Origin of the sequence: Mycobacterium asiaticum (assembly GCF_001673635.1) — a bacterium.
GTDB lineage: Bacteria > Actinomycetota > Actinomycetes > Mycobacteriales > Mycobacteriaceae > Mycobacterium > Mycobacterium asiaticum_C.
This window is the reverse complement of the sequence record NZ_LZMH01000002.1, coordinates 71937-96271: the sequence shown is the minus strand read 5'-3', so window position 1 is coordinate 96271 and position 24335 is coordinate 71937. Positions and strand designations below refer to the sequence as shown.

The 24335-nt window shown below is 66.9% G+C and carries 26 protein-coding genes and 1 tRNA gene; 16 read left to right on the top strand and 11 right to left on the bottom strand.

The window, feature by feature from the left end:
* Positions 1–23 precede the first annotated feature (23 nt).
* On the bottom strand, positions 24–788 hold the full coding sequence (locus A5645_RS00545; RefSeq protein ID WP_065128119.1) for an SDR family NAD(P)-dependent oxidoreductase: 765 nt from the start codon (positions 786–788) through the stop codon (positions 24–26).
* A 1-nt stretch (position 789) separates the two neighbouring features.
* Positions 790–1815: a phosphotransferase family protein gene (locus tag A5645_RS00540; RefSeq protein WP_065128118.1), complete on the bottom strand. Its 1026-nt coding sequence runs from the start codon at positions 1813–1815 to the stop codon at positions 790–792.
* A gap of 83 nt (positions 1816–1898) precedes the next feature.
* On the opposite strand from A5645_RS00540, the gene A5645_RS00535 reads away from it, so the two are divergent.
* Together A5645_RS00535 and A5645_RS00530 are read left to right on the top strand one after the other, a co-directional pair.
* On the top strand, positions 1899–2507 hold the full coding sequence (locus A5645_RS00535) for a histidine phosphatase family protein (protein ID WP_065128117.1): 609 nt from the start codon (positions 1899–1901) through the stop codon (positions 2505–2507).
* Between the two features lie 23 nt (positions 2508–2530).
* Positions 2531–3580 (top strand): phosphotransferase family protein, encoded by a 1050-nt coding sequence (locus A5645_RS00530; protein WP_065128116.1) that lies wholly within the window; start codon positions 2531–2533, stop codon positions 3578–3580.
* On the opposite strand, the gene A5645_RS00525 is transcribed toward A5645_RS00530, so the two are convergent.
* Positions 3577–3936 (bottom strand): LapA family protein, encoded by a 360-nt coding sequence (locus A5645_RS00525; RefSeq protein WP_065033998.1) that lies wholly within the window; start codon positions 3934–3936, stop codon positions 3577–3579. The two genes, A5645_RS00530 and A5645_RS00525, sit on opposite strands and share 4 nt — an antisense overlap.
* 72 nt (positions 3937–4008) lie before the next feature.
* Between A5645_RS00525 and A5645_RS00520 the strand changes: the two genes are divergently transcribed.
* Genes A5645_RS00520 through A5645_RS00500 form a run of 5 tightly spaced genes read left to right on the top strand, consistent with a single transcriptional unit; the run spans position 4009 to position 8054 of the window.
* Positions 4009–4929 (top strand): ABC transporter substrate-binding protein, encoded by a 921-nt coding sequence (locus A5645_RS00520; protein ID WP_436405454.1) that lies wholly within the window; start codon positions 4009–4011, stop codon positions 4927–4929.
* 3 nt (positions 4930–4932) lie between these two features.
* Positions 4933–6027: an ABC transporter ATP-binding protein gene (locus A5645_RS00515; RefSeq protein WP_065128114.1), complete on the top strand. Its 1095-nt coding sequence runs from the start codon at positions 4933–4935 to the stop codon at positions 6025–6027.
* Positions 6027–6707: an ABC transporter permease gene (locus tag A5645_RS00510; protein ID WP_065128113.1), complete on the top strand. Its 681-nt coding sequence runs from the start codon at positions 6027–6029 to the stop codon at positions 6705–6707. Before A5645_RS00515 ends, A5645_RS00510 begins: the two co-directional genes overlap by 1 nt.
* Positions 6704–7450 (top strand): ABC transporter permease, encoded by a 747-nt coding sequence (locus A5645_RS00505; RefSeq protein ID WP_065128112.1) that lies wholly within the window; start codon positions 6704–6706, stop codon positions 7448–7450. The genes A5645_RS00510 and A5645_RS00505 overlap by 4 nt, the downstream gene beginning before the upstream one ends.
* 4 nt (positions 7451–7454) lie before the next feature.
* Positions 7455–8054, top strand: coding sequence for a putative glycolipid-binding domain-containing protein (locus A5645_RS00500; RefSeq protein WP_065033993.1), 600 nt, complete (start codon positions 7455–7457; stop codon positions 8052–8054).
* Here the strand turns inward: A5645_RS00500 and A5645_RS00495 are convergent.
* Positions 8017–8973, bottom strand: a complete 957-nt coding sequence (locus tag A5645_RS00495; protein WP_414467364.1) for a prephenate dehydrogenase — start codon at positions 8971–8973, stop codon at positions 8017–8019. The two genes, A5645_RS00500 and A5645_RS00495, sit on opposite strands and share 38 nt — an antisense overlap.
* A gap of 107 nt (positions 8974–9080) precedes the next feature.
* On the opposite strand from A5645_RS00495, the gene A5645_RS00490 reads away from it, so the two are divergent.
* From A5645_RS00490 to A5645_RS00480, 3 genes are all read left to right on the top strand, one after another.
* On the top strand, positions 9081–9605 hold the full coding sequence (locus tag A5645_RS00490; RefSeq protein ID WP_065033992.1) for a tRNA adenosine deaminase-associated protein: 525 nt from the start codon (positions 9081–9083) through the stop codon (positions 9603–9605).
* Positions 9606–9664: 59 nt separating this feature from the next.
* Positions 9665–10177 carry a nucleoside deaminase gene (locus tag A5645_RS00485; RefSeq protein WP_065128156.1) on the top strand — a complete coding sequence of 171 codons (513 nt, stop codon included), beginning with the start codon at positions 9665–9667 and terminating at the stop codon, positions 10175–10177.
* A 29-nt stretch (positions 10178–10206) separates the two neighbouring features.
* Positions 10207–10296: transfer RNA gene (locus tag A5645_RS00480), tRNA-Ser, on the top strand.
* Between the two features lie 418 nt (positions 10297–10714).
* Here the strand turns inward: A5645_RS00480 and A5645_RS00475 are convergent.
* Entirely contained in the window at positions 10715–10972 is a 258-nt protein-coding gene (locus A5645_RS00475; protein ID WP_065033990.1) for a hypothetical protein, read from the bottom strand.
* 178 nt (positions 10973–11150) lie between these two features.
* Between A5645_RS00475 and A5645_RS00470 the strand changes: the two genes are divergently transcribed.
* Complete coding sequence (locus A5645_RS00470) at positions 11151–12011, top strand: PE-PPE domain-containing protein (protein WP_065128111.1); 861 nt, start codon at positions 11151–11153, stop codon at positions 12009–12011.
* Between the two features lie 52 nt (positions 12012–12063).
* Here the strand turns inward: A5645_RS00470 and A5645_RS00465 are convergent, their stop codons facing one another.
* From A5645_RS00465 to A5645_RS00455, 3 genes are all read right to left on the bottom strand, one after another.
* Positions 12064–13200, bottom strand: a complete 1137-nt coding sequence (locus A5645_RS00465) for a glycoside hydrolase 5 family protein (protein ID WP_065128110.1) — start codon at positions 13198–13200, stop codon at positions 12064–12066.
* A 90-nt stretch (positions 13201–13290) separates the two neighbouring features.
* Complete coding sequence (locus A5645_RS00460; RefSeq protein WP_065033987.1) at positions 13291–13650, bottom strand: hypothetical protein; 360 nt, start codon at positions 13648–13650, stop codon at positions 13291–13293.
* Positions 13647–14069: a YbjQ family protein gene (locus A5645_RS00455; protein ID WP_065128109.1), complete on the bottom strand. Its 423-nt coding sequence runs from the start codon at positions 14067–14069 to the stop codon at positions 13647–13649. Before A5645_RS00455 ends, A5645_RS00460 begins: the two co-directional genes overlap by 4 nt.
* A 103-nt stretch (positions 14070–14172) precedes the next feature.
* On the opposite strand from A5645_RS00455, the gene A5645_RS00450 reads away from it, so the two are divergent.
* The 4 genes from A5645_RS00450 to A5645_RS00435 are packed head-to-tail and all read left to right on the top strand — an operon-like array spanning position 14173 to position 18129.
* Positions 14173–15441, top strand: coding sequence for a sulfotransferase family protein (locus A5645_RS00450; RefSeq protein ID WP_065128108.1), 1269 nt, complete (start codon positions 14173–14175; stop codon positions 15439–15441).
* 13 nt (positions 15442–15454) lie between these two features.
* Positions 15455–16693, top strand: a complete 1239-nt coding sequence (locus tag A5645_RS00445) for an MBL fold metallo-hydrolase (protein WP_065128107.1) — start codon at positions 15455–15457, stop codon at positions 16691–16693.
* Positions 16690–17157: a VOC family protein gene (locus tag A5645_RS00440; protein WP_436405453.1), complete on the top strand. Its 468-nt coding sequence runs from the start codon at positions 16690–16692 to the stop codon at positions 17155–17157. The genes A5645_RS00445 and A5645_RS00440 overlap by 4 nt, the downstream gene beginning before the upstream one ends.
* 6 nt (positions 17158–17163) lie before the next feature.
* Entirely contained in the window at positions 17164–18129 is a 966-nt protein-coding gene (locus A5645_RS00435; RefSeq protein ID WP_065128105.1) for an LLM class flavin-dependent oxidoreductase, read from the top strand.
* Here the strand turns inward: A5645_RS00435 and A5645_RS00430 are convergent.
* Complete coding sequence (locus tag A5645_RS00430) at positions 18126–18518, bottom strand: hypothetical protein (protein WP_065034041.1); 393 nt, start codon at positions 18516–18518, stop codon at positions 18126–18128. The genes A5645_RS00435 and A5645_RS00430 overlap by 4 nt on opposite strands.
* Positions 18519–18660: 142 nt before the next feature.
* Between A5645_RS00430 and A5645_RS00425 the strand changes: the two genes are divergently transcribed.
* The gene (locus A5645_RS00425) at positions 18661–19047 is read left to right on the top strand and encodes a DUF2237 family protein (RefSeq protein WP_065034040.1); all 387 of its coding nucleotides are present in this window, start codon (positions 18661–18663) and stop codon (positions 19045–19047) included.
* Here A5645_RS00425 and A5645_RS00420 read toward each other — a convergent pair whose 3' ends face one another.
* Together A5645_RS00420 and A5645_RS00415 are read right to left on the bottom strand one after the other, a co-directional pair.
* Complete coding sequence (locus tag A5645_RS00420; protein ID WP_065128104.1) at positions 19048–20370, bottom strand: M1 family metallopeptidase; 1323 nt, start codon at positions 20368–20370, stop codon at positions 19048–19050.
* Entirely contained in the window at positions 20367–24278 is a 3912-nt protein-coding gene (locus A5645_RS00415) for a Pls/PosA family non-ribosomal peptide synthetase (RefSeq protein ID WP_065128103.1), read from the bottom strand. The genes A5645_RS00420 and A5645_RS00415 overlap by 4 nt, the downstream gene beginning before the upstream one ends.
* Between the last annotated feature and the right edge of the window lie 57 nt (positions 24279–24335).

Sequence of the window (24335 nt, the reverse complement as noted above, 5' to 3'; positions counted from 1 at the left end):
TCCTGTCTCTTGCGGTTGCCACGTTACGGAATGCCGCCGTCGGCCCGCACGATGGAGCCGGTCGTGAAACTAGACGCATCAGAGGCCAGGAACAGCGCCGCGCCAACGATTTCGGGCGGATTGCCGGCCCGTTTCAACGACAGGTGCCCGAACATCTCGCCGCCCCGCTGATCGAGATTCCATGCCTTGCTCACATCGGTCAGGAACGGGCCAGCCATCAGCGTGTTGACCCGCACCGTCGGACCGAAGGCGCGCGCGAAACCTTCAGTCATCGCGTTGAGCCCGGCCTTGGCTGCCGCATAGGGCACGATGTCGGGGCTCGGTCGCAGCGACCCCGCCGAACTCACGTTGATGATCGAGCCGCGACCCGCCGCCACCATCCGTTCGCCTACCAGCGCCGAAAGGCGAAACGGGCCTTTGAGATTCAGGTTGAACACCGAGTCGTACAGTTTCTCGGTGACGTCGGACAGTTTGCCGTAGAGCGGGGACATGCCGGCATTGTTGATCAGGGTGTCGACCTTGCCGAACCGGTCGTACGTCGCCTCGACCAAACCGTCGAGCTGGTCCCAGCGCCCCACATGCACCTGGTAAGGCATTGCGGCGCGCCCGGTTTCGGACTCGATCTCCTTGGCGACCGCCACACAGTTGTCCATGTTGCGGCTGGCGATCACCACGTCGGCCCCGCAGCGCGCCACGCCGAACGCCATCTCCCGGCCCAACCCGCGGCTGCCGCCGGTGATCAGCACCACCTGGTCGGTGAGGTCGAAAAGCTGGTCGGCATAACCCATGTCAGCGCACCCCAGCCGTCCGGGACAGTTCGGCCGCCGTCGATATCAGCTGTAGGATCATCGGTCCGAAAGCCCCGGTGATCTTGGGATCGACCTTTCCGGTCCGCACCCCGGCCGCGTACGTTTTCTCCAACACGATGCCCAGCTTCCAATTCGCCAACACCAGGTAGTAATCGATGTTCTCGGTGGACAATCCGCTGATCGACTCGTAGTGCTCCAGCAACTCGCTGCGGTTGGGCATCCCGGCCATATCGAGGTAGAACCCGTCGGCGCGGGGCTCTTCGCCGTCGTAACCCAGCAGCGCCCAAGCCAGGTCGAGCAACGGGTCACCGACGGTGGTCATCTCCCAGTCCACGATCGCGGCCAACCGGGCAAACTCCCCATGCTCGAACATCACATTGGCGAACTGGTAGTCGCCGTGCATGATGCCGGGCGTGTAGTGCGCAGGACGGTTACGGCGCAGCCAGTCCGACGCGGTATCCAGCCCGGGCAGCTCCCGCACCTGATAGGCCGCCAGGAAGTTCAGCCAGCGGTCCACTTGCCGGTCATGGAAGCCCTCGGGGCGCCCGAAGCCTTCGAGCCCCTGCGCGCGCCAGTCCACCCGGCCGAGTTTCGCCGCACCCTCGACCAGCTGGAAAGCCAGCCCGCGCCGCGCCTGCAGGTCGGTGTCGAACGGTGCTCGCCAGCCGCCGTCCATCGGGCTCCAACCATCGATCGCGCGCATGACGTAGAACGGCAGCCCCAGCACCGACCCGGATTCGTCGGCCGCGATCAGCTCCGCATGCGGAACGTCGGTCCCGCGCAGCGCCCGCACCAACCGGATCTCGCGCAGCAACCCGTCGATACGGGCCGCATCGGCGCGCGGGCCCGGCATTCGCAGCACCATCCGCTCGGGACCGCGATGCACCAGGTACAAAGTGTTCTGCGAGCCACCGCTGAGCTGCTCCAGCACCGGTTCCTCGCCCTGGCCCGGCGCGCCGTTGGCGTCCAGCCAGCGCCCCAACACGTCCCCGGCAATCGCCGCCATCCGCACGCCCCAATCTCCCTTGGGAGAATAGCATTCTCCGCTGCGGGAGCGACGGGCGGATCTCCTCATGCGAGGCTTGCCGCATGCAACTGCTCCTGATCCGGCATGCCTTGCCGCTGCGCAGCGATCATGGCGAGGGCTCGGATCCGGAACTGTCCGACACCGGCTTTCAGCAGGTCGCCCGCCTGCCCGAGGCGCTGGACCGGTTCCCCCTCTCGCGGCTGGTGAGCAGCCCGCAGCGACGCGCCATCCAGACCGCCGAGCCGGTCGCGGCGGCTCGGGGCTTGCCCATCGAAATCGACGACCGCCTGGCCGAATACGACCGCGACCAGCCGCACTACATACCGATCGAGCAGATCCGCACCGAGTTCCCACAGGAATGGGCACGCATGTCGCAAGGGCATCTGCCCAGCGCCGTCGACGAGGACGCGTTTCGCGCCCGGGTCCGCGCGGCAATCGACGACCTGGTGGCCGCGGCCGACCCGGATGAGACGATCGCAGCGTTCAGCCACGGCGGTGTGATCAACGTGGTGCTGCACGAAATCCTGGGCACCGCGCGCCTGTTGTCCTTCCCGATCGACTACGCCTCGGTGACCCGGCTGCTGTTCTCCCGGTCCGGTCAGGCGACGGTGGCGTCGGTCAACGGCACCGAACACGTCTGGGACCTGCTGCCCCGGAATCAACGGTCCTAGTTGGTCGGTGGTAAACAAGTTCGGTGACCTCGACTGACCGACATAACGGGCTCGACCTGCCCGCGTTGGACCGGTACCTGCGTTCACTCGACATTGCGCGCGACGGGGAGCTGCGCGGCGAATTCATTTCCGGTGGCCGCTCCAATCTGACCTTCCGCGTGTACGACGACGCCACGAGCTGGCTGGTCCGGCGACCGCCGTTGCACGGGCTGACACCCTCGGCGCACGACATGAGCCGCGAATACAAGGTCGTGGCCGCACTGCAGAACACTCCGGTTCCGGTGGCGCGCACGGTCGCCCTGTGCGACGACGAGTCGGTGTTGGGCGCGCCGTTCCAGATCGTCGAGTTCGTCGACGGGCAGGTAGTGCGCCGTCGCGCTCAGCTGGAGTCGCTGGGCCGCCGGGCCATCGATGGTTGCGTCGACGCGCTGATCCGGGTCCTGGTCGACCTGCACAATGTCGACCCCGACTCCGTCGGGTTGAGCGACTTCGGCAAACCCAGCGGCTATCTGGAACGTCAGGTGCGTCGGTGGGGATCGCAATGGCAGCTGGTGCGACTGCCCGACGACCGCCGCGACGACGACGTTGAGCGGCTGCATACCGCGCTGCAACAAAGCATTCCCCAACAGAGCCGGACGTCGATCGTGCACGGCGACTATCGGATCGACAACACCATCCTGGACTCGCAGGACCCAAGGCAGGTGCGCGCGGTGGTGGACTGGGAACTTTCCACTCTGGGCGACCCGATCAGCGACGCGGCCCTGATGTGCGTCTACCGCGACCCGGCGCTGGACCTGATCATCGACACCCAGGCGGCGTGGACCTCGCCGCTGCTTCCCACTGCCGACGAACTGGCCGACCGGTACTCGCTGGTGTCCGGGCAACCGCTGGGACAGTGGGAGTTCTACATGGCCCTGGCGTACTTCAAGCTTGCGATCATCGCGGCCGGGATCGATTTCCGCAGACGGATGGCAGAAGAAGCCGACGGTCAGGCGGATTCGACGGACGATGCGCCCGAAGTGGTGGCGCCGTTGATCTCCCGCGGGCTGGCCGAGATCGCCAGGCTGAACTAACGGGGTATGGCGGACAGATTCTTCTTGGCCGCGCGGCGCAATTGAACGATACGCGCGGTGCCGGCGGCGACGGTGATCAGCCCGCCGACCACGGCAGCCAGCAGAATCGCGACACCCAACGGCAGCGTCCAGTGCCAGCCCAGGAACGTAAACGGTGTCGACGCCGTGTTCTGAGCGATGAAGATCAACAGCAGAATCAGGATCAGGAAACCCGCGATCAGCGCCGACCACAGGGCGCCCGCGCGGGTGAATTTCGATGCCGGGTCGTTCGGCGCCGTGCGGGATCGCGGCCCGGGGCGGCGGGGTGGCGGCGGCGGTGGCTGGTCCGCCGGGGGTGAGCCAGAGGGGGTGCTCATGTCTCCATCTTTGTCCCCTGTCGACCGGATTGAAACCAACATTTGCATCTTGGTCGGGATAGTGTCTGCAACGTGAGGATGCTGCGGCGCGCGGTGCTCGCCGCGGTGGCGTGCCTGGTTGCGGCGTGCGGCAGTCCCGATCCGTTCGGGTCGGGCATGGGCGGCCCGAAATCCATCGTCGTCGGCTCCGGCGACTTCCCCGAATCCGAGATCGTCGCGGAGATCTACGCACAAGCCTTGCAAGCCAACGGATTCGACGTCGGTCGTCGAATGGGTATCGGCAGCCGGGAGACGTACATCCCGGCGCTGAAGGACCATTCCATCGACCTGGTGCCCGAATACATCGGAAACCTGCTGCTCTATTTCGAGCCGAAATCCAAGGTGACCGTCCTGGATGCCGTCGAATTGGAGCTCTACCGGCAATTGCCCGGTGATCTGTCGATCCTCACCCCCTCCCCAGCGTCGGACACCGACACGGTAACGGTCACCGGTGCGACGGCGACCCGCTGGAACCTCAAGACAATCGCCGACCTGTCGGCGCACTCCGCTGAAGTGCGTTTCGCCGCCCCGTCGGCGTTCGCCACCCGGCCCTCCGGGCTGCCCGGACTACGTCAGAAGTATGGGCTGAGCATTGAGCCGGGTAATTTCGTCACGATCAACGACGGCGGCGGCGCGGTGACGGTGCGGGCGCTGGTCGAGGGAACGGCGACGGCGGCCAACATCTTCAGCACCTCACCGGCGGTGGTGCAGGAACACCTGGTGGTACTCGCCGACCCCGAACACAACTTTTTGGCCGGAAACATCGTGCCCCTGGTGAACTCGCAGAAGAAGTCGGACCGGCTCAAGGATGTGCTGGATGCGGTGTCGGCCAAACTGACCACCGAAGGCATCGCCCAACTGAATGCGGCGGTTTCCGGCAATGGAGGAGCAGATCCTGACCAGGTTGCCCGCAAATGGGTGCATGACAACGGTTTCGATCACGCGATCGGGTAGTCGTTGATTACCTTCGACAACGTCAGCAAGGTCTTCGGCAACGGCGCCACGGCCGTGGATCGATTGAGCATGCACATCCCGGCCGGCGAACTGACGGTCTTCGTCGGTTCCTCCGGCTGCGGCAAGACCACCGCGCTGCGAATGATCAATCGGATGGTGGACCCGACGTCGGGCACCGTGACGGTCGACGGGGCGGATGTCTCGACGGTCAACCCGGTGCGGTTGCGGCGCGGGATCGGCTACGTCATCCAGAACGCCGGCTTGATGCCCCACCAACGGGTGATCGACAACGTCGCGGCGGTGCCGGTGCTGCGGGGGCAGTCCCGCCGCGTCGCGCGTGCCGCCGCCTATGACGTGCTGGAAAGGGTCGGGCTGAAACCCGAAGTGGCGAAGCGCTATCCGGCGCAACTCTCAGGTGGCGAGCAGCAGCGCGTAGGTGTCGCGCGGGCTCTGGCCGCGGACCCGCCGATCCTGCTGATGGACGAGCCGTTCTCCGCCGTCGACCCCGTGGTCCGGCACACCCTGCAGAACGAAATCCTGCGTCTGCAAAGCGAATTGCACAAGACGGTGGTGTTCGTGACCCACGACATCGACGAGGCGCTGCGGCTCGCCGACCGGGTCGCGGTGTTCGGCGCCGGCGGTGTGTTGCAGCAGTACGACGAACCCGCACGGTTGCTCGCGCGCCCCGCGAACGAGTTCGTGGCCAGGTTCATCGGGCTCGGCCGCGGCTACCGCTGGCTGCAACTGCTCGACGCGGCCGGGCTGCCCCTGCACGACATCGGTCCGGTATCCACCAACGACCTTGCCAGCACCCAACTTTCGGATGGCTGGGTGCTGGTGGTCGACGGCGGGCGTGAGCCGGTGGGCTGGATCGACGACGACGGATTGCGACGGCACCGGGCCGGCGTGCCGCTCACCGATACCCTCACGCCGGTAGGTTCGGTGTTCCATGTCGACGGCAACCTCAGCCAGGCGCTGGACGCGGCACTCGCGTCGCCGTCATCGATGGGCGTGGCCGTGGATAGCGGGCACAAGGTCGTCGGCGGCATCCTGGCCACCGACGTGCTGGCCGCCGCGGAAGCCCGGCGGCGGACCTGATGCACTACCTGCTGAACCACCTGAGCACCGCGTGGGCGCTGACCGTCGTCCACCTGAGGCTGTCGCTGGTGCCGGTCGTTGTGGGACTGGCCATCGCGCTGCCCCTCGGACTCGCGGTGCAGCACGCCCCGCGCTGGCGGCGGTTGACCATGGCTACCGCCAGCCTGGTCTTCACCATCCCGTCGCTGGCGTTGTTCGTGGTACTGCCGCTGATCCTGGGCACCAGGATCCTCGACGAGGCCAACGTCATGGTCGCGCTGACGGCCTACACCGCCGCGCTGATGGTGCGCGCGGTGCTCGAGGCGCTGGACGCGGTCCCGGCCCATGTCCGCGAGGCGGCCATCGCGATCGGCTACGCGCCCGTCGTGCGCATGCTGAAAGTTGAACTGCCGCTGTCCATTCCGGTGCTGGTAGCCGGGTTGCGGGTGGTGGTGGTGACCAACATCGCGATGGTCTCGGTGGGGTCGGTGATCGGCATCGGCGGCCTTGGCACCTGGTTCACCGCGGGATTCCAAACCAACAAGAGCGATCAGATTCTGGCCGGGATCATCGCCATGTTCGTCCTGGCGGTCGTCGTCGACACGCTGCTCAGCCTGCTCGGCCGATTGCTCGCGCCGTGGGAGCGAGGGTCAAAGGACCGTCGCCGATTGCGGTCCCCGCTGGTGGGCGGTGCCCGATGAACTTCGTCGCGCAGGCGTGGTCCTTCCTGACCACCGCCGACAACTGGACGGGACCCGCCGGATTGGCGGCCCGCATCTGTGAGCACCTGGAGTACACCGCCCTGGCGGTGGGGGCCTCAGCCATCATCGCCATCCCGGTCGGGCTCATCATCGGTCACACCGGTCGCGGTCAGCTGGTGGTGGTCGGCGCGGTGAACGGACTGCGGGCGCTGCCGACGCTGGGAGTATTGCTGCTCGGCGTCCTGCTGTACGGGCTGGGGCTGAGCCCGCCGATCGTGGCGCTGATGTTGCTCGGCATTCCGTCGCTGCTGGCGGGCACATATGCGGGCATCGCCAGCGTGGACCGCCTGGTGGTCGACGCCGCGCGGGCGATGGGCATGACCGAGGCTCAGGTGTTGCTGCGGGTCGAGGCGCCTAATGCGCTGCCACTGATCCTGGGTGGTCTGCGTAACGCGACCTTGCAGGTGGTCGCCACCGCGACGGTGGCCGCGTACGCCAGCCTCGGTGGACTGGGTCGTTATCTGATCGACGGGATCAAGGAACGGCAGTTCGCCATAGCTCTGGTCGGGGCGGTGCTGGTGGCCGCGCTGGCCCTGATTCTGGACGGCTTGCTGGCCCTGGCGGTGTGGGCTTCGGTGCCCGGCAGCGGCCGGTTGAGCCGGGTGGTCCGACCGTGCGATCGCGTACCCAAGATCACAGTTGCCGACAAAGTCACCACGGCCGACGCACACGTCCTACGGTAGGAGTGTGAACGCAGCCCCTTCTGACCCAACACAGCGTGTCCAGCCCGCGATGTTCACCTGGCGCGCCCAGGATTGCTCGCGCATGGAATCAGTGCGAGTTCAGTTGTCCGGCAAGCGAATCAAGGCCAACGGGCGCATCGTAGCCGCGGCCACACCGACCAGCCCGGCCTTCGGTGCCTTCTACGAACTGCAGACCGACGAGTCCGGTGCGACCAAGCGGTTCGGGCTGACCGTCACGCTGGCCGAGCGGGAGCGCCAGCTCGCCATCGCCCGCGACGAAGAGAACATGTGGTTGATCACCGACCACCAGGGCGAGAGACGCTCGGGTTACAACGGTGCTCTCGACGTCGACCTGGTGTTCAGTCCGTTCTTCAATGCGCTGCCGATCCGGCGGCTGGGGATTCACCAGCGCGCGGAGACGCTCGCGCTGCCGATGGTCTATGTGAACGTTCCCTCAATGTCCGTCGAGGCGGAGACGGTGAGTTACGCCAGCGAAGGCCGCCTGGACGGGATCAAGCTGCGTTCACCCGTGGCCGACACCACTGTCACCGTCGACCGGGACGGGTTCATTGTCGACTATCCAGGGTTGGCAGAGCGGATCTGATCACTCCACCGGCGCGGCCCGCGGCGGCCAGCTGGTTGCGCCAGTTATCCGCGCCTATCGCGACGGTGACGATGTCCGAGCGCGGGAAACTCTCGTAGCGGGTCCTGGCAGCGTGCCCCTCGTCGACCAGGTCGGCCACCGAACCGTTGCCGGCCAGTGAATCGCGCGCGCGGCTGAGCAGCTCGATGATGCGGCTGGTGGCCGGCACCAACTGGCCGGTGTTGGCCTCGCACATCGCGCGCACCAGCTCCGGCGCCGTCCCCGCGACCCGGGTGGCGTCCCGGAACGAGCCGGCGGCCAGGGCGAACGCCAGCGGGACCTCGGCCGCGGTGACGGCAAGCGCCTCGGCGAGCAGGTGCGGCAGGTGCGAGATGGCGGCGGCCGCCGCGTCGTGCTCGTCGGATCGGGCGGGCACCACCACCGCGCCGCAGTCCAGCGCCAACGTCATCACCATCGACCAGACCGTGGGGTCGACGTGGTCGTCAACGCTGACGACCCAGGGCGCTCGGTTGAACAGTCCGCCATGCCCGGCGCGCCAGCCCGAGTGCGCGGTGCCGGTCATCGGGTGGCCGCCGACGAAGCGCTCCAGCAGCCCGGCGGCGGCGACCTCGTCGAGCACCGCGGTCTTGACGCTGGTCACGTCTGTGAGGGGACAGTGCGGTGCGGACTCGCGGATGTGGGCCAGCATGTTCGGCAGGGCCGGCATCGGCACGGCCAGCACGATCAGCGCGTCGGTTTCGGCGGCGCGGGTCAGCGTAGCGCCGAGGTCGGTGGTGGCGTCGTACCCGTCCGAACGCGCGCCCTGGGCGCCCTCCACCGAGCGGTTGTAGCCGAATACCTCACGGCCGGATGCGGAGGCGGCCCGCATGATCGATCCACCGATCAAGCCCAGTCCGAGCACGCAAACGGGTGTTTTCACCTCAGTCCTCACCACTTGTCCAAGGTTGGCACAGCTCAGCCGGGCGCAGGCTGCGCGTCCCGGCTTCATCTGGCCAGAGGCCAGGTCAGGGACTAGCGTATGCGGCCATGGGAGTACAACGGGCCTCGGCAACGCAGGGCCCGTCCGCGGACACCCCGGACGGCTTCGGCGTCGCCGTCGTGCGTGAGGAGGGCCGCTGGCGCTGCGCGCCGCTGGGTCCCAAGGCTCTTACCAGTTTGTCGGCCGCGGAGACCGAGCTGCGGGAGCTGCGCAGCGCCGGGGCGGTCTTTGGGCTCCTGGACGTGGACGACGAGTTTTTCGTCATCGTGCGGCCAGCGCCCTCGGGGACCCGGTTGCTGTTGTCGGATGCCACCGCCGCGCTAGATTACGACATCGCCGCCGAGGTGCTGGACAGCCTGGACGCCGACATCGACCCCGAAGACCTCGAGGACGCCGACCCGTTCGAGGAGGGTGACCTGGGGTTGCTCTCCGATATCGGGCTGCCCGAGGCGGTGCTGGGGGTGATTCTGGACGAGACGGACCTGTACGCCGATGAGCAACTCGGCCGGATCGCGCGGGAGATGGGTTTCGCCGAGCAGTTGTCGGCGGTGATCGACCGCTTGGGTCGGTGATCGCAAGCGCGGCGAACGAGCCGGGCGCAGCGGGTCGCCGCCATCGGTCCGGGTCGGTGATCGCAAGCGCGGCGAACGAGCCGGGCGCAGCGGGTCGCCGCCATCAGCAGGGGTCGGTTTCTGACGAGCAGCTGATCCGCGCCGCGCTGGCGGTCGCCGGGAGCGCCGGGCCGCGGGATGTCCCGATCGGCGCGGTGGTCGTCAGCGCCGACGGGACCGAGCTGGCCAGGGCTGTGAATGCCCGCGAAGCGCTCGGCGATCCCACCGCGCATGCCGAGATCCTGGCGCTGCGGGCCGCGGCCAGTGTCCTCGGGGACGGCTGGCGCCTGGAGGGCGCGACGCTGGCGGTCACCGTGGAGCCGTGCACCATGTGCGCCGGTGCCCTGGTGCTGGCGCGGGTGGCTCGGGTGGTGTTCGGTGCGTGGGAGCCCAAGACCGGCGCGGTCGGGTCACTGTGGGATGTGGTGCGCGATCGCCGGCTGAATCATCGCCCTGAGGTACGGGGCGGAGTGCTCGCCGACGAGTGCGCCGCGCCGCTCGAACAGTTCTTCGCCCGCCAGCGATTGGGGTGAGCGCCGGTGGATTCGGTAAGCTGCCTGGCGGTGGCGTGTCCGAGCGGCCTAAGGAGCACGCCTCGAAAGCGTGTGACGGCTAAAACCGTCCGAGGGTTCAAATCCCTCCGCCACCGCCAAGTTTGCTGGGTCGAGCACCGGATGCTCCGAACCCTCGTTGAGGTCCAGGCGTGCGCCTTAGCCCTGAGTTCCGGAATTGAAGTGCCCGTCTGCTTCTTCACGCTTCTTGTCTGCCATGGCCCGGTCTTCGGCGGCGTAGGCACGATGTTCCCCGCCGATTGCTGCAGCACGTCGTTCGGGCGGGGTTCTTGCGCGGAGGTGGCCTCTTCCAGGGCGGCGACTTCCTCATGTGATCGCGCGGTCTTGTCTAGGCTCTGGGCCGCTGACAGTGCCGCATGAGCCGCGCCTTCCCGGGCGTGTTCGACTCGGCTTTCGGCGCGTTCGATGTCTTCCTGGGTGAACGGCGGTTGCGCTGAAGATTCGGGTTCGTTCATCGTGCCTCCCCGCGCCGTATACCCACTCCGAAGGCGATATCGCTCAGCCGCAGGGCGCGTCGCCGGGCGTGTAGTAGGGCACGCCCTCGCGGGTGTAGCACGGCGGGCGACCCTCGGCGCGCTGCCTGGCCTCGTCGACCGCATCCGCCGCGGCAATGCTGCCCAGCGGGCAATCGATCCGGTTCGGATACGAACCTTCCCCGGCAGCGGGACAGGGATTCGCGGACGCCGCTGGTGCGACCGAAATCTGGAATGCCGCTACCGCGACGGCGGCCAGCAAAGCGGGCGTGAACTTCTTCATGGGGACAATTTAGCGCCGCGGTCCCAGGAGCGGCGCAGGAATTCGACGACGACTAACCCGCGAATATGTATGGGAAGCCTCATTCCGGTGTCGATTCGCAAACGTTGCGGCGGGTCGCAACGGCGCCGGTGATATATATGAGCAGCAAATTCCACTGCGATCTCTTGAGGTTTGCCTGGTGACGTCGGTGAGTAGGGCGGTAGCATCGCTTGCCCTGACGCTCCTGGCCATCGCGGCAAATATTACGGCGCTGACAACGGTTAAGGCCGGCGCTGAGGCTGTCCCCGCAACCGGCGTTACGGTGCTGACGCTCGATCCTGCCTTTCGCTCGCTACCCGGCAACTGGCTGCGTGGCGAACTGTTCGCGGCTCCGAATGTGGTGGCGAAAGTCCCGTACAACAATTTTCCTGCCGCCCGCAATGTCCACCAAGGCGCCCTCAACCTCAACAACATGCTGCACGCTGTCCCGGGTCCGAAAATCGTCCTTGGACACAGCGAGGGCGCCCAGGTGGAAGACGACTGGCTACGCACCTACGGGCCGACGAGCGATATCGATCCGGCGTCCGTGACGTTCATTCTCACCGGTGATCCGGAAGGGAAATACGGCGGTTGCATGCACGTCCGATACAGCGGATGCACGGCGGCCTATGGCGGAAACGGCTTCCCGATCGATACCCGCTACACCGTCAAAGTGGTGATCCGGCAATACGATTTCTGGGCCGATTGCCCGGCGAACCTGGCTAATGCAACCGCGGTGATGAACAGATTCGCCTCGTTGTTCGTCGGCGGCGCGGGCCAATACCAGCAAGTCCACGGCGACTACAGCAACATCGGCCTGAATGATCCGGGAAACAAGACGTACGTCGAGGGAAATGCGACGTACATCCTCGGGGCGCCGGCCACCTATTACCTGCCGATGGTCACGCTGCTGAAAATACTGTCGCCGGAGGAGCACAAGCGTAATGCGGACATGGCGTGGCGTCCCGACGTGGAGGCCGCCTACTTCCGGCCGATGGGAGGGCCGACGCCGCCGACCTGACCACTAGTACGGTGTTGGGCATCCGGTCCACCCGTCCCATGACGGCCCCGTACTAATCCCGGTCCCCTCCGCTGGCGAGCTTGCGGATCAATTGGACTTCGCTGTCGTGGTAGGGCCGGCCGTCGGGTTGCAACAGGTCGGCGAACCACACCTTAGGCGGCGCCGTGGCCGGGTGGTCCCAGGAAGTCCACGGGAAGTAGGTCTGGGTCTTGCCGGCTACGAGCCCCCAGTTGATGGCGCCGACGTTGTGCCGCCGAGCAATCGGCAGAATCCCCTCAACGGTGCTGCCCAGGGACCGGGCCAGGTATTCGGTGCAGATGATCGGGCGACCCAGCGGCGCGAGCTCGCCGATTCGGTTCTCGAATTCACCGGGCGGGGCATAGCTGTGGAAGGTGATCACGTCGGAGTTGTCGAGCTGCAAACCTGCGATGGCGCTCCGGCTCCCGGGATCGCCCCAATTTCCCTGCCACACACCGCTGGTCAACGGTTGGACGGGATCGACCGCGCGGGCCCAGCGGAAGACCTGGGGGAGGAGCCCGGCGACGCGGTCCAATTTGTCCTTCCGCTCCACTTTGCGGTACTCCCGGGCCGGGTTGTCGGGCTCGTTCCATAGGTCCCACCCCAAAACCCGGTCGTCATTGCGGAATTGGGTCAACACTCCGGTGACGTAGTCGGCCAGGATGGGAGCGTAGCGGCGGTCGTCGAGATGCTCGGCCCCCGGACTCTGCACCCACCCTGAGTTGTGCACTCCCGGTCGAGGGGCGCGCTGACGGCCCAGCCGCGGAAAGGGATCCCAGCAGGAATCGAACAACACGAACAGTGGCTTGATGCCGTGCCGGGCCGCGATCCCGACGAACTGCGCCAGCCGGGACTGGAAGCCGGCCCGGTCCTGCGCCCACAGCTGGTCGTGCAGGAAGACGCGCACGGTGTTGAAGCCGTGGAAACGCGCCACCGCCAATTCGTTGTCGATGCGCCGCGCGTCGTAGGTGGCCGCCTGAAACATCTCGAGCTGGTTGATGGCGGTCGACGTGATGTAGTTGACGCCGACCAGCCAGCCTTGGGCCTGATACCAGTTGTGCGCGCGCTCGGCCGGCCAGCGTCCTGCCTCCGCGGAGGCCCGCGGCGTCCGGGTCAAAGCCGAGCCGACAGCCAACGCCAAGGGCAGCTTCAGGGCGGTTCGACGGTGCACGACGTGACGGTAGGTTTCTCCGCCCGCGCATCCTGGGCGGCGTACCGATCGGCGACCCGTTGAGTTTGGGAATTGTTATCCCGCCGTCACCTAACCACTCACCAACAGCGGAAGCGAGATCATGCCCGCGCCACCGGTCACCATCAGAACCCAGCGGCCGTCGACCGGCAAGGTCACCTCGATGGGGAATATCGCAAACCCCAGCTCGGCGGTGATGGCGGCCTCGGGTAACTCGAATTCGATGGTCAGCGGGTCGTCGTCGGTCGGCGGCCGGATCTCGACTTCGATGCGGCGAGCCGGGCTGCCGGTCTCTGATTGCGTCAACACCACCAGCAGAAACTGCGCCAGCCGATCCGCCTCCACAGCGAATCGGAGTAGCACGCCGCCCGAGACGTTCAGCTTGTTGTCCACTGCAGCCGCAGCTTCGGCAAGGAACGCCCCGACTATCACCGGCTGAACCTACCGCCACCGTCCGGCGCCCGGCTAGACACAGATCGCGAAGCCGCCGTGTACCCGAGTTGAGCGGCGGTGTAGCGCGCGCCCTCGCTGACCGGCACGGCTTCCACCGCGGTGCCGTAGGCGCAGATCTCTGTCCACGTATCGGCGAGTACGGACGTGTCGAACCGCATCCCGATGACCGCGTTGCCGCCTTTGTCCTGCGCATCGCGGATCAGCCGGTCGATCGCCTCCTGGCGATAATCGGCGAGGTTCTCGGTCATGCTTTTCAGAAGTTCACCGCGGAAGAGCGACATCAGCCCAGCGCCGAAATGTCCCAGGAAATCTCGTGATCGGGCAGTGAGCCCGAAGACTTCACCGCACACGCGCTCGATCCGCCAACCGGGTAGCTCGTTGGTAGTGGCGATCAGCATCGCCGGACCTTTCTGCCGATCTCGAAATGGGTGGTCCCCGCGCAGGCTACCGCTGCGCTATCGTTCGACAAGTCACGGCGACGGCGCCCTGGGGAGGTCACAGGTGAATGCTGCGGGCCCTGCCGCCGACGACATCGACTTCGATGATCTGGCATCGCCCCAGCTGACTGAAGTCCAGCGTCAGATTCTTGAATTCACTGAAGGCAGGCAGGTCAAGTTCGATATCGACACGATGCTCAGTGAGGCCCGCGAGCAGGCCGGCGTCACCGACCTCGACGACACCGACGGATACACCGACCGCCTGAGCGCCCACGTTGCGGCGATCGAACGCGACGACGGCCTCCGCCAGCTCAGCCGATCGACCCTGCGGCAACGGGTGGTACGACTGCTGCGCAACCGGTTGTCGTTGACCGAGCTGCTCAAACGCTTCCCCGAAATCGAGTCGATCCCGATCGAGAAGCCCTTCATCGTGGTCGGGATGCCGCGATCCGGCACCACGCATCTGGTGAACCTCATCGCCGCAGACCCCCGCCGGCGCGCTCTGCCGTACTGGGAGAGCCAGGATCCGATACCGGCACGCGGCCAGGGACCGGACACCCACGGCGTGGATCCGCGCTACACGCGGGTCAAGCAGGAACACGACGCGCTCATGGTCAGCGCGCCGATCGTGGCCGCCATGCACGACCGCTTCCCGGAGGCCATCGAGGAGGAGGTCGAGATCCTCGACCTCGACCTGGCCTCCTATGTACTGGAATGGCATGCGCGCGTGCCGGATTGGCGTGACTACTACCTGAGCCTGGATCAGCATCGGCACTACGCGTATCTGAAGAAGGTGCTGCAAGCGCTGACATTCCTGCGCGGTCCGCAAACGTGGATCCTCAAAAGTCCGCAGCACTGCGAGCAACTCGGTCCGCTGATGGCGACGTTTCCCGACGCGACGGTGGCCTTCACCCACCGCGATCCGGTCGCGGTGATCCAATCCGCGATCACCATGATGGCCTACTCCGACCGGCTGCGCCGCACATCAATCGATCCGGACTGGCTGCTGGAGTACTGGAGCGACCGCGTGCACCGACTATTGAGCGCGTGCGTGCGTGACCGGGCGCTGGTGCCGGCCGAACGCAGCATCGATATCGGTTTTCACCAGCTCAACGGCAACGAAATGGCTTTGCTCGAACAGCTTTACCGGCGCGGCGACGTGGAATTGACGGCGCCGGTGCGGGAGCGGTTCAACCGGTATCTGGACGGCAATCCCCGCGGCAAGCACGGCCGCATTCGTTATGACCTGCGCCGCCATTTCGGGATGTCTCCCGACGAATTGCGGGCACGGTTCGGCTTCTACTTCGACGCGTTCGACGTGCGCGCCGAGTGAAGGAAAGGCAGTGATGTTCGAACCGATCTATCGGCGCCGCCCGGGCGCCGATGCCATGCGAGCCGCCTCCGCCGAGCGCGCCGAGCGGATCGCGCCCGGAATATGGTGCTCGCCAGGCCTGTCCAACTCCTACCTGCTCACCACCGGGGACGGACGGGTGATCGTCAACACCGGCATGGGATTCGAGGGACCGGTGCACCGGGCCAACTTCGACGCCGTCGACACCGCGCCGGTGCGCTACATCATTTTCACCCAGGGCCACGTCGACCACGTCGGCGGCTTGGACAGCGTACGTGACCCGGACACGACCGTTGTCGCACAGGCGAACTGGACACGCTGGCGCGACGACAACGAACGCCTCATTCCATATCGCGCCCACCGCAGTGCGTTCGCGTTCCAGGACACCCTCGCCGAGGGCATCCGGGCGATCCAGCGTCGTCTTGGCACCAAAAAGCTGGCGCCACAGAGCGTCCCCGTCGTTGACCTGGACTTCGAGGACACCCTCACGCTGGATGTCGGCGGACGACGGCTGGAACTGATCTCCGTGCCGGGCGGGGAAACCAACGATTCGCTGGTGGTATGGTTACCCGCCGAGCGAATCTGTCTGTGTGGGAATACCTTCGGACCCGTTTTCGGACACATCCCCAACCTGGTCACCATGCGTGGCGACCGATACCGCGACGCGCTGACCGCCGTCGAGTCGGTCGAACGAGTTCGCCGGCTGCGACCGGAGTTGTTGGTAACGGGACACTTCGATCCCATTGCCGGCGCCGATCGCATCGACAGCGAGCTGGCCCGACTGCGCGATGCCATTCAGTACATCCATGACGCAACGGTCACTGGGATGAACGCCGGCAACGACGTCCGAACTTTGATGCGCGAGATCACGCTGCCTGCGGAATACGAAGTGGGCGAAGGCTATGGAAAGGTCGCGTGGGACGTGCGGGCCATTTGGGAGAACTACTCCGGCTGGTTCCACCACCGCTCGACCACCGAACTCTATTCAGTCGGTCCCGACGCCGTCGCCGCCGACCTGGTCGAACTCGCCGGCGCCGACGCCCTGGCGGATCGTGCGCGGGCACACCTGAGTGCGGGCCGGCCGCTACACGCGATCCACCTGGCCGAGCTGCTGCCCGAAGGCACCCCCGCGGCCCGCGGAGTACTCCGAGACGCCCACCAGCAGCTACTCGCGCGCAGCAACAACTTCTGGGAAACCGCATGGCTCAAGCAACAGATGGCGAGGAACTCGTGACCGCTTCGCTGAAACCCGAAGACCTCTACCACACCGGTGTGGTGGTGCCCGACCTCGACGCCGCGATGTCCCGCCTCACCGCTCTGGCCGGTTACCGGTGGATCAGCCCGATGAGCTACACGCTGCCGTTCCGGACGACCACCGGCACGCGTGAGTTGACCTCCACGATCGTCTACTCCGTGCAGGCCCCTTATCTCGAACTCCTGCAGGAGGTTCCGGGCACTCCCTGGACCGCGGCGCCCGGCAACGCAGTGCACCACGTCGGCTATTTCACCGATGATCTCGCCGAGGCGGCTCGATCGTTGCAGGACAACGGCTTCGTGTTCGAGATGACCGCCGACGTGCCGGACACCGAACTGGGGCTGTTCGCCTATTACGTCGACCCATTCGGCACGCGCATTGAAATCGTGGATCGCGCTCTGTTCCCCGACTTTGCCGGCTTCGTGCGATCGCAGGCCCGGTAGCCGGACATGCTGCTGATTGTGCTGCGCTTCAACTTCGGCTCGCCCCACGGTGATCCGCGCACACAGGGCGAGTTGATCCGTGCCGCACTGGAACTGGCGCAATGGGGTGAGTCGCGGGGTATCACCACAATCAGCGTCGACGAACACCACGTCACCGGGCACGGCTGGAGCTGCAACCCGATCATGGCCGCGTCGATGTTTTTGGCCCGAACGTCACGGTTGATCGCCAGTGTGGATTGTGCGCTCGGACCGATGTGGAATCCGGTGCGGCTGGCCGAGGACATCGCGCTGGTCGACAACATGAGCCGGGGCAGGCTGCACACCACGGTGGGACTGGGCTATCGGACTGTCGAATTCGATTCCCTGGGAGTCGATTTCAGCCGGCGGGGCAAGCTGATGGACATCTTGATCGAGCGGATGCTCTCCATCTGGTCAGGGACCGACACGGGTGTCTGCACCGGGACATGGACGAAGCCACACCCGCCGCTGTACGTCGGTGGCGGCTCACGTGCCACCGCCCGGCGCGCGGCACGGTTCCGCTTGCCGCTCAGCCTGGCCGACCACCTGCCCGACGTCGCGGAGCACTACCGGCAGCTGTGCGCTGAGGCCGGGGCGACACCGTTCGTGATCATGCCGGGACCGGTGAACCGCGGGATGATCTTCCTGCACGAGGACCCGGACCGGGCGTGGGCCGAGCTCGGCGACTACATCCTCTGGGAGGCGGTCACATACGGCGGATGGTCAGCCGACGAACGGTCCCTGATGCACCTGCCCGGCGTTCAGACGCTCGACGAGGTGAGGGCTTCGGGTAGGTACCGGTTCCTGACACCCGATGAGCTCATCGCCGAGGTGCGGGAGGCCGAGTATTACGGCCCGATCGTGCTGCACCCGTTGGTGGGTGGCATGCCGGTCGACGAAGCATGGAAGTCGGTGCAACTGCTCACCGACTCCGTGTTGCCGGCGCTGGCCTAAAGGCCCAGTGACGATTCCTGGGGCACGTAGTCGGTTACCAGCACCGGCAGCGAGATGGCTCCGGTGCCGCCGCTGACCACCAGGACCCATCGGCCGTTGGAAGGCAACCGGAGCTGCAACTCGAAGAAGGCGAACCCCGGGAACTCCGCTACGGAGGCTTCCGGAACCTCGAACTCCAGCCGGATCGGGTCCTCGTCGGTCGGCGGCCGCATCTCGATCTTGAGCATTCGGTCGGTGCTACCGGGCTCGGCCTGAGTCAGGACGACCAGTACAAAGCGGGCCGACCGTTCGGGCCCGAGCGCGAAGCGGGAGAGCACCCCGCCAGACACATTGAGTTTGTTGTCGACGACGGCGGCGGCGTCGGCCAGGAAGGCTCCGGTGAGTATCACGCCGCTGAACCTACCACCGAGCAGCAAAGCCGCCGCTGCCGAAAGCGTGGTCGGCGCCGGCCTGCAGTGGGTTCGAGGATGGCCGCCGTTTAGGGGGCGACAATCCGTTGGAAAGCGCGATACTAGGCGCATGTCCGATCGCCTGCCTGATCGCAACGTGCTCGGTGGTTCGCTGGAACCCTGCGGGAATGAGCCGGTCACCGGCTTCTACCGGGATGGCTGCTGTTCCACCGGCGACCAGGACCGCGGTTTGCACACCATCTGCGCGGTCGTCACCACGGAGTTCCTCGAGCACCAGCGGTCCATCGGCAACGACCTGTCCACGCCGGTGCCCGAGTACCGGTTTCCCGGCTTGCTGCCGGGTGACCGCTGGTGTGTCACCGCGGTGAACTGGTTGCGCGCTCATCATGACGGGTGCGCCGCTCCGGTGGTCCTGGCGTCCACCCATGAGCGCACGCTCGAGGTGGTGCCGCTCGAGGTCTTGCAGCAGCACGCCGTGGACGTACCCGACGACCTCGCAAACCTGTGATCAGGGGACGTCCGTCGAGAACAGCCAAGCCTCCCATAACGGTCGCAGCGACTCGTCGGCGTAGTTGGCGGCCAGACCGGTGAAGTCGTCGGTGACGGCGGTCGCGTGCCGATGCCGTTTGGTCCAATCCCGCAGCAGCGCAAAGAATTTCTCGTCACCCAGCTGACGGCGCAGGGCATGCAGGGTCAGCGCGCCCCGTTTGTACACCCGGTCGTCGAACATGCGGCGCGGTCCCGGATCGGTCAGCAGCAGGTCCTGCGGCTGCTGCGCGAGCTCGTGGTGGTACCGGTGCGCAAGCTCGTCGGCATCCGGACCGCCGCTGTGCTCCGACCAAAGCCATTCGGCGTAGCAGGCGAAGCCCTCGTGCAACCAGATCTCGCGCCACTGGCGCGCCGTCACCGAGTTGCCGAACCACTGATGCGCCAACTCGTGGGCGATGAGCCGTTCGCTGTCCCGGGTGCCGTCGCAGTGATTGGCCCCGAAGATCGAGATACCCTGTGCCTCAAGGGGAATGTCCAGGTCGTCGTCGGTGACCACGACGGTGTAGCCGTCCGCCAGGGGATAGGGTCCGAACAGGTCGATGAACAGTTTCACCATGTCGGGTTGCCGGGCGAAGTCGTGTTCGAATTCGGCTCTGAGACGTTCCGGCAACGCGGCTCGCATCGTGATCGGAGTCCGGGCCAACCGGGCGGTCTCGTAGACGCCGATCTGCAGAGTGATGAGGTAGGTGGATGTCGGCTCCGGCTGCTCGTAGATCCAGACGGTCTGCGACGCCCGGGCCCGGCGCGACATCAGCTTGCCGTTCGCGACCACCTGGTAGCCACTCTCGGTGCTGATCCGGATCCGGAAGGCGGCCTTGGCGCTGGGATGGTCGTCACAGGGAAACCAGGACGCCGCTCCGTTGGGCTGGCCGGCAACCAGGGCACCGTCGGACAGTTCCTCGAAACCCACGTCGCCCCAGAGTGTCCGGAGCGGTTTGGGGTTACCGCCATAGCGCACCACGATCGACATCGCGGCACCGGTAGACAGTTTGGCCGGCAGTGTGATGCGCAGTTTGCCGCCACGGCAACTGAAGCGGGAAGCACGCTTGCCGTTCACCGACACCTTCGAGACCGACAACGCGCCGGACAGATCGAGGGTGAAATCCGCCAGCTCGGTGACGGTGACCGCGGTGATGGTCGCCGTTCCCGACAGCCGGTTGCTCGCCACCCGGTATTCCAGGTCCAGCTCATAACGCGACACCGTGTAGCCGAAGTTACCGTTCTGCGGAAGGTAGGGATCGACCACCTCGTGCGAAGTGGCTTTGCCGTTGGACGATTTCACGCGGCGGTTTCCTCGGCACTGGCCGCTTTCTTGCGGCCGGACTTCTTGCGGGCCTGCTGCCAGGGCCGCACCGGATTACCTTGCCAGCGCGTCGATCCGGGTACCTCATCGCCGCGGACGACCAGCGATGCGGGTCCAACGGACGACCCGGCTCCCAGCCTGGCCGCCGGCAGCGCGACGCAGTGCGGGCCGAGGGTGGCGCCGGGCTCCAACACGACGCTGTCCAGGCGCATGATCCGATCATGGAACAGATGCGTCTGGACCACGCAGCCGCGGTTCACCGTGCTGCCGGCGCCGAGGGTGATCAGATCTGCCTCCGGCAGCCAGTAGGTCTCACACCACGAGCCCCGGCCGATCGCCGCGCCCAACCCCCGTAGCCACAGGTTCAGCACCGGTGTGCCGCTGGCCGCCCGCGCGAACCAAGGCGCGGCAACGGTTTCGACGAAGGTGTCGGCCAGTTCGTTGCGCCACACGAACGACGACCACAACGGGTGCTCGCCGGCCCTGATCCGCCCGACCAGCAACCATTTGGCGGCGACGGTCACCACACCGGCGGCCACGCCGGCCGATAACAGCACCAGCCCGCCGGCCAGCGCCGCCCACCAGATCCCGAATCGCGTTGCCAGCGCCTGCAATACGCCTAGAACCGCCACCCCGATCGCGGCGGTCACCAACACCGGCAACACCCGACAGACCTCCACCGCGGCGCGCATCACCTTCAACCGGGTTGGCGGATGGTAGGTGGTCTCTTCGTCGGCCTCGGCGGGGCGGCGGCGCAACCGCATCGGTGGGCTGCCCAGCCACGACGAGCCGCGTTTGGCCTTGGGCGGGGTCGCCGACAGCACGGCAACCAGGCCGTCGTCGGGCACTCGGCGTCCCGGTTGGGTGATGCCCGAGTTGCCCAGGAACGCGCGCCGCCCGACGGTGGTCTCGGCAGCGTAGATCCAGCCGCCGCCGAGTTCATAGGAGGCGACCATGGTGTCATCGGCCAGGAATGCGCCGTCCTCGATCACCGCGAATTTGGGGGTCAGCAGAACCGTCGAGATCTCGGTGCCGCGGCCCACGCGGGCGCCGAGCACGCGTAACCAGACGGGTGTGAAAAGGCTGGCGTACAACGGAAACAGGTAGTTGCGGGCGGCATCCATCAGCCGCTCGGTGGTCCACAGCTGCCACCCCGTGCGGCTGCGCACCGGGTGATAGCCCTCGCGCAACCCGAGGGACAAAGCGCGCACCGCGACCAGCGTCAGCACCGCGTACGCGGCCAGCGCGGTCACCGCCGCGGCGGGCGTCCATAGCAACGCCGGCAACACCGCCTGTGCCAGGCTGCGGGTGTGGCGCACCGCCAGCCAGATCACGACCAGCCCGGCCGCGAGGGCCAGCAGCGGCAACGCGGCCAGACACAGCGAGGTCAACCCGTAGACCGCCACCCACTGCGATCTCGGAGCCGGTCGCTCGTCGGGCCACGGATGTTTGACCCGCCCGGATTTGGCTGCCGGCGAACCCTTCCAGTACTGGCCGTTCTTGATCTTGTCGACGACGCCGGAACCGGGTGCCACGTCGGCGTTCTTGCCGACCACCGCGCCGGGTAGCAGTGTGGTGCGGGCTCCGATCGTCGCGTCGTTGCCGATCGTGATCGTGCCAAGGTGAAACAAGTCGCCGTCGATCCAGTGCCCACACAGGTCGACTTCGGGTTCGATGGCGCTGCGGTGCCCGACGGTCAACAACCCGGTCACCGGCGGCACCGAATGCAGGTCGACGCCCTTTCCGATGTCCGCGCCGAGGGCGCGTGCGTAATAGACGAGCCACGGTGCGCCCGCCAGGTTTTCGGCACCGCTCGCCGCCGCCAGCCGCTCGGCGAACCAAACGCGCAGATGCACGGACCCACCGCGCGGGTAGCTGCCCGGCCGAACGTTCCACAGCAGGATCCGCGCGCCGAGCACCGCGATGCCCATCCGGCCCAGCGGCGTGACGAACATGACGAATGCCGCCGCGACGAGCCACCAATCCACCGCGACCGTCCACGGCACCGCATGCACAGCACGGGCAATGTTGTTCCCCAAAGCCAGCCAGGTAACCCACTGCAGCGCCGACAACGTGGCCAACGGCAGGATCAACAGGCCCTGGATCAACTGCGTGCGCAGCGGCGTCGGCCGCACCACGCGCTCGGGCAACTGCGGCGGCGGCTCCAGTTCGTCGAGGAAGCCGGCCAGCGAGCCCAGTCGTGGGTGGTCGTACAGGTCGGCGACGGTGAGCTGTGGGTAGTGCTGGCGCAGGGTCGCGACCAGTTGCGCCGCCGCCAGTGAGCCACCCCCCAGAGCGAAGAAATCGGCCTCCGGACCAGGCACCGTGCCGCCCAGCAGATCTCGCCACAACCCGGCCAGCCGGCCCGCGGTGCCGGCCAGGTCCGGTGTTTCTTCGTCGGCGGAACTGCCGGGCGGCGGCCAGGGCAGTGCATCCCGATCGACCTTGCCCGACGTGCGGGTGGGCAGTTCCTCGATACGCACCAGCCGGGGCACCAGCGCGGCCGGTAGCCGCTCGGCCAGTTCGTCGCGTGCCTTGGTGATGTCGAACGACGGATCCGCGCTGACGACATAGCCGACCAGTACCGGCGTTCCGGTGCTGGTGCGCCGGACCGCGGCCGCACCGCCACTCACGCCGTTCAGGTTCACCAGCGCAGAGTCCACCTCGCCGAGCTCGATGCGGCGGCCACCGACCTTGACCTGGTCGTCCGCGCGGCCGCAGAAATACAGCCCGTCACGTTCCAGCCGGACCAGATCACCGCTGCGATACGCCCGTGTCCAACCGAGTGCCGGCAGCGGGCCGTATTTCTCGCGGTCCTTCTCCTCGTCCAGGTAGCGGGCCAGTCCCACACCGCCGATGACCAGTTCGCCGGTCTCGCCGTAACTCACCGGCGCGCCGCTGCCGTCGACGACAGCTAGGTCCCACCCCGCTAACGGCAGGCCGATGCTGACTGGCCCGGTTCCGTCCAGCCGGGCGGCGCAGGACACCACGGTGGCCTCGGTGGGGCCGTAGGTGTTCCATACTTCGCGGCCGCCCTCCACCCCCAGGGTGAGCCGTTCGGCGAGCTCGGGCGGGCACGCCTCGCCGCCGAAGATCAACAGCCGCACCGCTTCCAGGGCCTCGGCGGGCCACAGCGCGGCAAGCGAGGGCACCGTCGAGACCACGGTGACGTCGCGGGTGACCAGCCACGGCCCCAGATCCATTCCGCTGCGCACCAGCGATCGCGGCGCGGGCACCAGGCAGGCGCCGTGCCGCCAGGCCAGCCACATCTCCTCGCACGACGCGTCGAACGCCACCGACAACCCGGCCAGCACCCGATCGCCGGGTCCAATGGGATTGTCCTGCAGAAACATTCGCGCTTCGGCGTCGACGAACGCCGCGGCGCTGCGGTGCGTGACCGCGACGCCTTTCGGTGTGCCGGTGGACCCGGAGGTGAAGATGATCCACGCATCGTCGCGGGCCAGCGGTGCCCCTGCCCGCCAGCCGCGTGAGGCACCCTGGGTGCGCTCGATGCCGTCGGCGCTGATCACCGCGACGACATTGGCCTCGCCGAACACCAATTCGGCACGCTCGTCCGGGTCGTCGGCGTCGACGGGCACATAGGCCGCGCCGGCGGCTAGGACCGCCAGGATCGCCACGTACAGCGAGTAGCTGCCCGAGGGCATCCTGATGCCGATCCGGTCGCCGCGGCCGATACCCCGTGCCGCCAGCCAGGCGACGCTGTCGTTCATGTCCTCGACGAGTTCGCTGTAGGTCAGCTGCACCTCACCGTCGTCGATCGCGGCGGCATCGGGATACCGCGCCGCCGTGTCTTTGATGATGTCGATCAGCGTGCGCGGGCTCGGTGCGTCAGCAGACAGCAGATACTGCGCAGGGATCGCGGGCACCCTAGGAAGACTAGTGGCCGCGGCTCGCCGGTCAGCCAACTGACGGGCGCCCGCCGT